This window comes from Protofrankia sp. Cas4 (assembly GCF_963555915.1).
Lineage (GTDB): Bacteria > Actinomycetota > Actinomycetes > Frankiales > Frankiaceae > Protofrankia.
The window spans coordinates 1-11,257 of record NZ_CAUVXL010000084.1; the positions used below are offsets into that span (position 1 = coordinate 1).

The 11,257-nt window shown below is 69.1% G+C and carries 6 protein-coding genes, 1 tRNA gene and 1 pseudogene; 6 read left to right on the forward strand and 2 right to left on the reverse strand.

Annotated elements, in window-relative coordinates; genetic code table 11:
• A partial coding sequence (gene cydB, locus U9979_RS07935) for a cytochrome d ubiquinol oxidase subunit II (protein ID WP_322778853.1) occupies positions 1–789 on the forward strand: 789 nt, incomplete at its 5' end.
• A complete protein-coding gene (gene cydD, locus U9979_RS07940; RefSeq protein WP_322778854.1) occupies positions 776–4,486 on the forward strand; it encodes a thiol reductant ABC exporter subunit CydD in 3,711 nt (1,236 codons plus the stop codon). The genes cydB and cydD, both read left to right, overlap by 14 nt.
• Positions 4,487–4,569: 83 nt before the next feature.
• Here the strand turns inward: cydD and U9979_RS07945 are convergent, their stop codons facing one another.
• Positions 4,570–6,123 (reverse strand): GAF domain-containing protein, encoded by a 1,554-nt coding sequence (locus tag U9979_RS07945; RefSeq protein ID WP_322778855.1) that lies wholly within the window; start codon positions 6,121–6,123, stop codon positions 4,570–4,572.
• Positions 6,124–6,615: 492 nt separating this feature from the next.
• Here U9979_RS07945 and glpK point away from each other — a divergent pair, with 492 nt between their 5' ends.
• From glpK to U9979_RS07965, 4 genes are all read left to right on the forward strand, one after another.
• Positions 6,616–8,133 carry a glycerol kinase GlpK gene (glpK, locus tag U9979_RS07950; protein WP_322748514.1) on the forward strand — a complete coding sequence of 506 codons (1,518 nt, stop codon included), beginning with the start codon at positions 6,616–6,618 and terminating at the stop codon, positions 8,131–8,133.
• A 498-nt stretch (positions 8,134–8,631) separates the two neighbouring features.
• Positions 8,632–9,663 carry a Rieske 2Fe-2S domain-containing protein gene (locus U9979_RS07955; RefSeq protein ID WP_322778856.1) on the forward strand — a complete coding sequence of 344 codons (1,032 nt, stop codon included), beginning with the start codon at positions 8,632–8,634 and terminating at the stop codon, positions 9,661–9,663.
• 177 nt (positions 9,664–9,840) lie between these two features.
• The gene (locus U9979_RS07960) at positions 9,841–10,527 is read left to right on the forward strand and encodes a hypothetical protein (RefSeq protein ID WP_322778857.1); all 687 of its coding nucleotides are present in this window, start codon (positions 9,841–9,843) and stop codon (positions 10,525–10,527) included.
• A gap of 354 nt (positions 10,528–10,881) precedes the next feature.
• Positions 10,882–10,954 (forward strand) — tRNA-Lys (locus tag U9979_RS07965).
• A gap of 80 nt (positions 10,955–11,034) precedes the next feature.
• Here U9979_RS07965 and U9979_RS07970 read toward each other — a convergent pair.
• A pseudogene (locus tag U9979_RS07970) lies at positions 11,035–11,257 on the reverse strand (site-specific integrase); the annotation flags it as partial.

Consider the following 11,257-nt stretch of genomic DNA (forward strand, 5'->3'; position numbering starts at 1 on the left):
TATGCGAGCCTGTTCAGCGGAATGTACCTTGCGCTGTTCCTCGTCCTGTTTTCATTGATCATCCGCGGGGTGTCCCTGGAGTACCGCGGCAAGGCCACCACCGCGGCCGGACGGGCCTGGTGCGACCGGGGGATCGTGATCGGCGGCGTGCTGCCGGCGCTGCTGTTCGGGGTCGCCTTCGCGAACATGGTGCGGGGCCTGGAGATGACCCCTGACCATAACGTGACGAGTGGCTTTCTCTACCTGCTGAACCCCTACGCCCTACTGGGTGGGGTGACCATGCTGTTGCTGTGCGTTCTGCACGGCTCTGTGTTCCTGGCGCTCAAGACCCGCGGCGCGGTACGCGATCGCGCCCGTCTGGTGACCCGGAGCCTGGCCGTGCCGACGCTGGTCGCCTTTGCCGCCCTTGTTGTGTGGACGGTCACGATCCGTGGTGGAATCGCCTCGGCGGCAGTCGCGGCCACGGCTCTGCTCGCGTTGGGTTTTGCCGTTCTGGCCTGGTTCGGCGAACGGGACGGCTTGGCGTTCGCCGGCACCGCCGGTGCGATCGCCCTGCTGGTGGCAAGCTGGTTCGCTGCACTGTTCCCGGATGTGCTGCCGGCCCGCGGCACGCCCGGGAACAGTCTGACCATCAGCGCCGCGGCGTCCGGGGCCTACACACTCACCGTTATGACATGGGTGGCGGTTCTGTTCACCCCGGTAGTACTCGGCTACCAGGCGTGGTCGTACTGGGTCTTCCGACGGCGGCTGGTCGGGGCGGATCTGGCGGGATCCCATGAGACCGGTTGATCCACGGCTGCTGCGCACCGTGCCGGCCCTGCGCCGCTACCTGGTGCGGTTCGGGGCGCTCGCGGTCGCGTCGGGGGTCCTGGTGGTGATCCAGACAACGGTGTTGGCCGACATCGTGGTCACGGGTCAGGTCGTGGTCACGGATCCGACGGCCCTGCTCGGGCGGCACAGCGGAGCCTGGGACGGCGCCCGGATCGGGGCCGGAACCGGGATCGGGGTCGCGGTTCTCATCGCGGTCGTCGCCGCCCGGTCGGTGGTGGTCTGGTTGTCCGAGCGGACCGCGCAGCGGACCGCCCCGGCGGTCTCGGCGGATCTGCGTGCCGCCATGCTCGGGGCGGTCGTGGAACAGCTGGCCGTCGAGCAGGCGTCCGGCGAGCGGGTATCCGGCGAGCAGGCGTCCGGCGAACATGGCGGCGGCGGGCGGGACCGGGACGGCGGATCGGGGGCGCTCGCGGTCACCGCGGGCGCCGGCCTCGACGGTATGGACGCCTACCTCACCCGCTTTCTACCGGCCCTGGTCACGGTGGTGGTCGTCCCGCCGTTCCTGCTCGTCCGCATCGCCGGTGCGGACCTCACATCCGCGATCATGCTCGCCGTCGCCCTCCCACTGGTACCGATCTTCATGGTGCTGGTGGGGCTCGCCACCCGGGCTCGGACCGACCAGCAGTGGGCGGTGCTCGGCCGGTTGTCCGGGCACTTCCTCGACGTCGTCGAGGGCTTGCCGACATTGAAGATCTTCAATCGGGCGAAGGCTCAGGTGGAGGTGATCCGCCGGATCACCGATGCCTACCGGGAACAGACCATGGTGGCGTTGCGCTGGGCGTTCGTATCGTCGTTCGTTCTGGAGCTGCTGGCGACCCTGTCGGTGGCGCTGGTCGCGGTGTCGGTCGGACTTCGGTTGGTGTCGGGCTCACTCGACCTGCGTAGCGGGCTGGTCGCGCTGCTGCTCGCCCCGGAGGTGTACCTGCCGCTGCGCCAAGTCGGCACGCAGTATCACGCGACTGTGTCCGGCCTGACCGCGGCCGGTGCCGCCCTCGATGCGATCGACGCCGTACCCACCGACGCCGTGCCCACCGGCGCTGTGCCCACCGGCGCTGTGCCCACCGGCGCTGTGCCCACCGGCGCTGTGCCCACCGGCGCTGTGCCCACCGGCGCTGGCACCCGCACCGTGGCCGGCGGCTCGGCCGGCCGGCGGCCGGTTCCCGTTCCCGTTCCCGTTCAGTTCGACACACTGCGGCTGGACGGGGTGCAGCTGCGCCATGCCCAGCGCGTCGACCTGACCATCCGTCGCGGTGAGATCGTCGCGCTGGTCGGGCCGAGCGGCGCTGGTAAGAGCACGGTGCTGGCCCTGCTGCGTGGGGCGCTCATCCCGGCGCAGGGCCGGGTGTTGGTGGACGGCACCGATCTCGCCGCCCTTGACCCGGCCGGCTGGCGGGCCCGGATCGCCTGGCTGCCGCAGCGTCCCCATGCGGTCTGCGGTGGCACGGTCGCCGACGAGGTCCGGCTGGGACGGCCGGGCGCCGGTGCCGCCGAGGTCACCGCGGCGTTGGCCGCCGCGGGTGCGCCACCGGCGGGCCGTGCCGTGGGCGAGGACGGCGGGGAGCTGTCAGCCGGTGAGCTACGCCGGGTGGCGCTGGCCCGGGTACTGGTCCGCAACGCCGCGTTGGTCCTGCTCGACGAACCGGGGGAAAGCCTGGACGCCGCCGCGGAGGAGCATGTGGCCGCGGCGGTCGCGGCGCTGCGCGGACATGCCACGGTGGTACTCGTGGCGCACTCCGACGTGCTTGCCGGGGTCGCCGATCGGGTGATCACAATCTCGGCGGGACGGGTGACCGATGACCGCACGACGGTACCCACGCCGTTGTGCCCACCGGGCGTTCCCGTTGCAACACCCGTCGTCGTCCCGATTGCCATCGTCCCCGATCCTGTCCCTGCTGCCGCTGTCGGTGCTGTCGGTGCTGTCGGTGCTGTCGGTGCCGCCGGGGCCGCCGGGGCCGCCGGTCTGTCGGGAGTGTTGCCACGGCGGGCGTTGGTGCTCTTCGCCTCGGCGTGGCAACGGTTCGCGCTCGGCATCCTCGCCGGGGCGGTCGCCCTGGGGTGCGGCATCGGCCTGACTGCCACCTCGGCCTGGCTGATCGTCCGGGCGGCGCAGCACCCACCGGTGCTCACGCTGATGGTAGCGGTCGTCGCCGTACGTGCCTTCGGGCTCGGCCGGCCGGCCTTTCGCTACGTTGAGCGGCTTGCCAGTCACGACGCGGCTCTGCGCGGGCTGGCGCAGCTGCGTGCGGAGGTGTTCGCGCGGCTGGTCCCGCTCGCTCCCGCGGGTCTTGGTAGCCATCGGCGCGGGGATCTGCTGCGCCGTTTCACCGCGGACGTCGACGGGGTCGGGGAGTCGCTGCTGCGGGGTGTGGGCCCGGCTGTGTCCGCGGCGCTTGTCTGTGCCGGGGCGGCGATCGGTGTCGCGGTCGTGCTGCCGGCCGCGGGCGCCGTCCTGGCGGTCGGTCTCGCCGTAGCCGCGGTGATCGCCGGGCCGGTGACCGCCCGCCGTACCCGTGGGACGGTCACCGCCACCGCGCTGGCGCGGGCGCGCAGGGACACCGAGATCGTCTCCCTGCTCGACGGTCTGGACGAGTTTGTCGCGTTCGGCGCGGTCCGGTCCCGGCTTGCGCTGCTGCGCCGCCGCGACGACGAGATCCTGCGGCTGGTCGGGCCGTGGCAGCGGTCACCGGCGTGGGGGACGGCGACCGGTTCCCTTGCCGCCGGCCTCACGCTGGCGGCCGTCAGCGTCGTCGGGGTGGACGCCGTGCACCGCGCGGCGCTGTCCCCGGTGATGCTCGGCGTGGTCGTGTTCACCACGATCGCCGCCTTCGAGCCGCTGGCAGGCCTGACCGGCGCCTTCGCGGCACTCGCCGAAGCCCGCCAGGCCGCGGGTCGGGTCTTCGCGGTCCTCGACCGCGAGCCGCCGGTCGGCGAGCCCGCTCGGCCCCGACCCCTGCCCGCCGGCCCACTCGACGTCCGCATGGCCGGCGTCCGCCTGCGGTACGGCCCGCACGGCCCGCTGGTGCTCGACGGCTTCAATCTGTACCTACCGGCCGGCAGCCGGGTCGCGCTCGTCGGGGCCAGCGGCGTGGGCAAGAGCAGCGTCGTCGACCTGCTGCTGCGCTTCCGTGATCCTGTGGCGGGCCGGGTCGAGGTCGGTGGGGTGGACCTGCGGCACGTCGGAACTGACGAGCTGTATCGAAGTGTCACCGGGATGACACAGGATGCGCACGTGTTCGACGCGACGGTGCGGGAGAACCTGCTGATCGCGCGTCCCGGGGCGGCTGACGCGGAGCTCACCGGCGTGCTCGCTCGGGTGGGGCTCGCCGACTGGGTCGCGGCCCTGCCGGACGGCCTGGTGACTCGGGTCGGGGCGGACGGCGAGCGGATGTCCGGCGGCCAGCGTCAACGGTTGCTGCTGGCCCGCGCGCTGCTCGCCGATCCACGGGTGCTCATCCTCGACGAACCGACCGCACACCTTGATCCGGTGACCGAGGCCGCGGTGATGCGCACGATCCTGGACGTGACCCGCGGCCGGACGCTCCTGCTCATCACTCACCGCACCAGCGGTTTCGACGAGCTGGACGCGGTCGTGACACTGGCGGGCACCGCCGACGGGATTGCCGGGGAGATGCCCGCCCTGCGCCGCGCCGCCTGACCGCGTCACCGGATGGGGTCACCGGATGGGGTCACCGGATGGGACCGGATGGGGTGACCGGATCAGGACCCGCCGCAGACGCCCTAGGCGTCCTGATCCGGTACCCGGGTGCGGGCCGACCACGACAGTCGGGTGCCGGCGCCGGCGGGGGAGAACACGATGAACCTGCCCCCCAGCTCCTCGGCCCGGCTGCGCATGTTGGCCAACCCACTGGAGTGGTTGCGCCCATCGGGATCCACGCCGCCGATCCCGTTGTCGATCACATCCACCCGGACTTCTCCGTCGGTGGACCAGACCGTCACGTGCACCTGCGTCGCCCGCGCATGCCGGGCGACGTTGGACAGGGCCTCCCGCAGGACGGCCACCAGATGCTCCCCGACAACGTCACAGACGGTTGAGTCCACGGCACCCTCGAACCGCAGGTGCGGGGTGAACCCGAGGGAGGAGGTGGCGTCGTCGACGATGTCGAGGAGCTGCCCACGCAGGCTCGGGAGGTTCTGGCGGCCGCGCCGGCGCAGTTGGAAGATGGTCGTCCTGATCTGCCCGATGGTCTCGTCCAGATCATCGATGTAGGAGGTGAGCCGTTCGGACTGCTGGTTGGTCGCCTCGGTCTGCGCCACCAGGCCCTGCAGCCCGATCGCCGTGGCGAAGATCCGCTGGATCACGTGATCGTGCAGGTCGCGGGCGATGCGGTCGCGTTCTTCCAGGACGGCTATCCGGTCACGGTCGGCGCGGGCCTGGGCCAGTTCGAGGGCCAGCGCGATATGCCCGGCGAATCCCGACGCCATGTCGATGTCGGCGTCGGTGAACAGCCGGCCGTCCGTACGCCGGCCGAGAACGAGCGCGCCGACACTGTCGCCCGAGGCGATGAGCGGAATGACCATCAGCGGGCCGCTGCGCCCGGCCAGCGGATCGGACGCGGGAACAACGGTGCCGACCAGCCCGTCGGGGTAGTCGCCGGTCGCGACCTGCACGATGAGTTCCTCGGGCGAGGATCGCGGCAGTAGAACGGCGGAGAAGTCGGCGTCGGCGACTTCCTGGGCTCTGCGCGCAATCAGCTCCAGTGGGTTCGGTGCCTCAGCCAGCAGATGGCGGGTGATGTCGGCGGACGCCTGCAACCAGCGTTGCCTGCGCTGGGACTCCTCGAAAAGACGTGCGTTCTCGATGGCGACACCAGCGCTTGCGGCGAGTGCCTGCACGAGCTCCTCGTCTTCCGCGGTGAAACGCGACGCGTTCTGTTTGTCCGTCAGGTAGAGATTGCCGAAGACCTTGGTTCCGATACGGATCGGAACGCCGAGGAAACTGTGCATGGGCGGGTGCCCGGCTGGGAAGCCGTCCGCCCGGCGATCGGTGGTGATGTCGTCGAGCCGCAGTGGGTAGGGTTCGCGGATGAGCAGGCCGAGGATGCCCTTGCCACGAGGAAGATCACCAATCCGGCGAACCATGCTCTCGTCGAAGCCGACATGGATGAACTGCTCGAGGTGCTGGTCGTGGGCGATCACGCCGAGTGCTCCGTAGCGGGCATCGACGAGATCACAGGCCGCTTCGACAATGCGGGTGAGCACGACGGACAGGCTCAGGTCGGAGGCAACCATGCGGCCTGCGCGCAACAGACCGCGTAAGCGACTCTGCGTCACGATCAGGTCCTTCGCCCGATCGACCCGATGGGTCACGAAATCGTCGCCGTATGGTTGCACGGCGTTCCCGCTTCCAGTTTCCGCTTCCATGACGATCTCAACGTATTACGGCCGGCGGCGGGTTGATCCGTCAGTCGGGCAACGTCGTGCGAATCATCTCGGCGGCCGCGGCAGGCGTCGGAGACGGCCTTGGCGACCCACCGGCTGCCGCGCTTCCGGGTGATTCTCTTCACCACCGATCGGATTCTCCACCGGATCCGTCGGCAGATTGTTAGTATCTGACGCCGGCGCGGAGTCGGCCGGCAATCATCGGGGTAGGTTTCCGTGATCGGGCGATGATTCGCAAATCCGACTCAACGGAACATGTGAATGTTCACCGGTCGTGGCGAAAATAGTCGAGGGCGTGGGCCGGCGTGTTTCCGGTACGGCATCGGTACGGCATGGTCCGGGTGACCCTCGCCGGCGGCCACAGGCGGTAGGAGGAAGCGGGCGATGAGCGACTTCGTCGGAGCGGTCGACCAGGGCACCACGAGCACCCGTTTCATGATTTTTGATCATGATGGCAACGAGGTCGGGCGCCACCAACTGGAGCACCAGCAGATCCTGCCCTGCTCCGGATGGGTCGAGCACAACCCCGTGGAGATCTGGGAACGGACGGCGGTGGTCATCCAATCGGCGTTGGCCGGAGCCCACCTCAGGTCGTCCGACCTGGTGGCGCTCGGCGTCACCAACCAGCGGGAGACCACCGTCGTGTGGAACCCCCGTACCGGCCAGCCCTACTACAACGCGATCGTCTGGCAGGACACCCGAACCGACCGGCTCGCGTCGGCGCTGATCCGAGACGGCCGTGGTCAGATCATCCAGAGCAAGGCCGGGGTGCCGCCGGCGACCTACTTCTCCGCGGCCAAGATCCAGTGGATTCTCGACAACGTGGACGGGGTCCGCAGGGCGGCGGAGCAGGGTGAGGCGATCTTCGGGACCATGGACAGCTGGTTGCTGTGGAACCTCACCGGGGGTCCGCACGGCGGGGTGCACGTGACGGATGTGACCAACGCCAGCCGCACCATGCTGATGAACCTTCAGACCCTCGACTGGGACGACGAGCTGCTGTCGTTGTTCGACATCCCGCCCGCCATGCTCCCGACGATCCGGTCGTCATCCGAGCCGGCCGGCTACGGGACGACCACGCAGGCCGGGCCGCTGGGCGGCGAGGTGGCGTTGACCGCCGCGCTCGGGGACCAGCACGCCGCAACCGTCGGCCAGGTGTGCTTCGCCCCCGGCCAGGCCAAGAACACCTACGGCACCGGCAACTTTCTCCTGCTGAACACCGGAACGCGGGCCGTGTGGTCCGGTCACGGCCTGCTCACCACGGTCGGCTACCGGTTCGGTGACCAGGATCCCGTCTATGCGTTGGAAGGCTCGATCGCGGTCACGGGCTCGGCGGTGCAGTGGCTGCGGGACAATCTCGGCATCATCGCCAGCGCGGCGCAGAGTGAGGCGCTGGCCCGGCAGGTGCCCGACAGCGCCGGCCTCTACTTCGTCCCGGCCTTTTCGGGGCTGTTCGCGCCGTACTGGCGGTCGGACGCGCGTGGCGTGATCGTGGGCCTGTCGCGCTTCCACACCGGGGCACATCTGGCCCGCGCCGCCCTGGAGGCGATCTGCTACGCCAGCCGCGACCTGGCCGAGGCGATGGGTCAGGACTCCGGTGTGGTGTTCGACGTCCTGCGGGTCGACGGCGGTGTGACAGCCAACGACCTGTGCATGCAGACGCAGGCGGACATCCTCGGGATCCCCGTCAGCCGACCTGTGATCGCGGAGACGACGGCCCTGGGCGCGGCCTACGCGGCCGGCCTCGCGGTTGGCTTCTGGCGGGACACCGACGAACTCGCCGCGCACTGGCGGGAGGACCGCCGGTGGGAACCCGAGTGGTCGGTCGACCGGCGCGAAAGCGGGTACGCGGGTTGGCGTAAGGCAGTTGAACGCACCCTGAACTGGGTGGATGTGGGCTGAGTCACCAACAGTATTTCCTGGACCGAGAAAGAGTGGACATTCACGCACCGCCCAACGGTCGGAATGAGTGGGCGGTGAAGGGGTGCTCGGCCGCCGCGGGAAGACGCCAGCCTACTCCGCCGGAAACGGTCCGCCCTATCGGTATGGCCCTGATAACAGAGTGACCCCGCCGACGGCGGCCCGCCCGAAACGCCGCCGTTACCGTGTTACCTCGCTGCCGGGTGCTGTTTGTTGTTTCGGTCACGCGTCGGGGTCGGCGGGATCCGGTGTGGATTGCATGCTAACGTCGATTATGTGTTGCCGCACGGAGCGGCCGGTCGGCAGCGTCATCATCCTGGTGCCGACTTGGTATGCCGGTTGGATATGCTAGTTGGATATGCCGGCCGCTTCGTGCACACTCGCCCTGGAAGACGTAGGACTCCCGGAGGACCCGTGTCGAAGTCGAAATGGCAGAGACAACTGAAGGCATATGACAGACGGCTCCTCGAAGGCCAGTCGATGGACGAGGAACAGAAGACCGACTATCCGCTGGGCTGGTATTTCGCCCGGTTCAGTGAAGATCTCGTGCCCGGTCAGGTCGTTCCCGTGGAGTTCATGTCTCATCAGTTCGCGCTCTTCCGAGGGAAGAACGGCGACGTCGGAATGATCGACAGTCAGTGCTGCCACATGGGTGCTGATCTCGCCCGTTGCGGGACCGTCGTCGATGATCGGATCAAATGCGGTTACCACGCCTGGGAATTCGGGACGGACGGCGGCTGCGACGTCATCCCGGGGCTGGATCGGTCGAAGATCCCCCCACGGGCGGGCCAACGGTCGATTCCCGTCCGTGAACACGCCGGCAACATCTGGTTCTGGTACGGGCCGGGGCCCGCCGGTGAGTTCACGGAGGTCTCCTACGCTGACTCCAAGAAGTACCTCAACCTCAAGGGCCAGGTCTACATCGCGCACGGGAAACTGCTGCCGGTAGCGGAGCACGTTTCCGACATCTACCACTTTCCGAACGCCCACAAGGGCACCGGGCACCTTGAGTACGCGGTCATGGTGAACAAGGAAGACCGTCTTGAATACCAGCTCCGGCCAGCCGACGACGCGAGCCGGAACAAGGTCCAGCGGTGGTTCAAGCCGTTCGCGTTCATCGAGATGATCGGGCCGTCCGCGGCCATCTACCGGACGCAGAAGGACGCCACGGTCGACCGCTCCGGGCCGATGCTGACGATGGTCCTCGGCGGTACACCCATTCGGGACGATCTCACGATCTTCACGTGGCGGGTCGTGGTACGCAAGATCGGCCCGGGGCCGCTGTTCGCTCCGCTCAACCACGCGCTCGCCCGCATGATGTGGCTCACCGTCCGGCGGAACGCCTATGCCGACATGGACGTTCTGAAATGGTTGCGGATGCCCGAGAAGACTCTCTGGGTGAAGCCGGACGGCCCGTCCGTACGGGAGTTCCGCAGCTTCTTCAATCGTGGCATCGTGCCGGGCTGGCGTTTCGGCGACCCCATGCCGGAGGAATCGACCGCCAGCGCGTAGGAGACGCGCCCTCGTGCGGCATCCGGTGTGAATCCGCATTCAGTGCGAACCCGCGATCGGCGTGAACCTGTATTCAGCGTGGACCTGGCGCCCGGCCCGTGACAGGGCCGGGTGGGTGCGCCATGCCGTTGTTCCGGTATGCGCTACAGTCACCCATCACGCTCACGGGGGGGCTGCATGCTGGGATTTTGTAGTTTTGTCGTTCTGGTCATCATGGTTGTCGGGCTCGTCGGGCTGGTGCGCGGGCACCTGCACCGGCTGCACGTCCACAACCGCCGTACCGCCGGATTCATCACTGGAGCGAGTTTCCTGTGCGCCCTCGTGCTCGGGGCCGTCGGGGGCAACCCCGGCCCGGTCGCGGTCACATCGCTGGCGGTGTCGAGCTCGCAGAGCCAGTCCGCCAGCCCGTCCGCGTCACCGAGCCCGTCGGCCGCGCTCGGGTTCCCTGCCGGCGAGGCCGTCGCAGCTGGGCCGGTGACACCGACGGCTGGCGAGGTCCCGCCGGCCCCGCAACCGGCCGTAGCGGTCGCGACCACGTCCGCGTCCGCCGCCGTGTCCGCAGCCGGGAACGCCGCCACGGCCCCGACTACACATCCGGTATCCCGACCATCGGCCCAGGCCGCGGCTCAGGTTCCCGCGGCTGCGCCCGCGCCGCGGCCGGCGACGACCGCGGCGGCCGCACCGGCGGGCAACTGTGACCCCGCCTACCCCGATGTCTGCCTTCATGACGGGATCGGCGACTACGACTGTGCCGGCGGCTCGGGCGACGGCCCCAACTATGTGCAGGGCCCGCTGCGGGTGCGCCCGCCCGACCCGTTCAAGCTCGACGGTAATCACGACGGTACCGGTTGTGAGAACGGCTGACCGCTCTCCAGCCGCTCAAGCCGTGCCCGGCGCCGCCACGCATCACGACGAGTGGTGTGCCGCCACGCACCACCACGAGCGGAAAGTTCCCGCCTGAATATCGGGCATTTCGGGCGTTGGATGTACGTCGACCTTCCACTCGTGCGCTGCCCCCGCCCGGTCCGCCCGGTCCGTCCGGTGGCTCCGGCCGACCAGTCCCGCCCATCCCGGTTGGCCGGCCGCTCGGGCCGACCGTGCCGCCGGACACGTCGCCCGATCGCGGCTTCTTGTCGTCACGTTGGCTTCGGCTGGGGCCACTGGTGGACCTCGATCGTCCCTGGACCTGATACATTCAGATCCGTCGCAAGGCGACACGCGCCGCTAGCTCAATTGGCAGAGCAGCAGACTCTTAATCTGCGGGTTCGGGGTTCAAGTCCCTGGCGGCGCACCCATCCTGACCAGCGGTTATCGCTTTAGGTAGTTGCTTTTTCTCGATCTTGACAGCAACCGTGACAGTAACGTCCCCGGTCATGCTGCGCTTCCCTGGTGGTCCTGATCCTCTGGCCTGCTGTCGGTGTCGGTCGTTGCAGCGTCGCCGGTCGGTGCGTCGGGGTCCTCGCCGAGGAGCGAGCCGATCTTATCGGTGGCGTCGCGGGAGGCCGTGGGCATGACGTGGCTGTAGACGTTCATCGTGACGGCGATCGCGGAATGTCCGAGTAGTTCCATGACGACCCGCGCCGGCACGCCTTGG

Bases quoted from the DNA above. Each gene is read 5' to 3' on its own strand.
- glpK (WP_322748514.1), top strand. From the start codon at position 6,616: ATGAGCGACTTCGTCGGAGCGGTCGACCAGGGCACCACGAGCACCCGT.
- U9979_RS07960 (WP_322778857.1), top strand. From the start codon at position 9,841: ATGCTGGGATTTTGTAGTTTTGTCGTTCTGGTCATCATGGTTGTCGGG.
- U9979_RS07955 (WP_322778856.1), top strand. From the start codon at position 8,632: ATGGACGAGGAACAGAAGACCGACTATCCGCTGGGCTGGTATTTCGCC.
- cydD (WP_322778854.1), top strand. From the start codon at position 776: ATGAGACCGGTTGATCCACGGCTGCTGCGCACCGTGCCGGCCCTGCGC.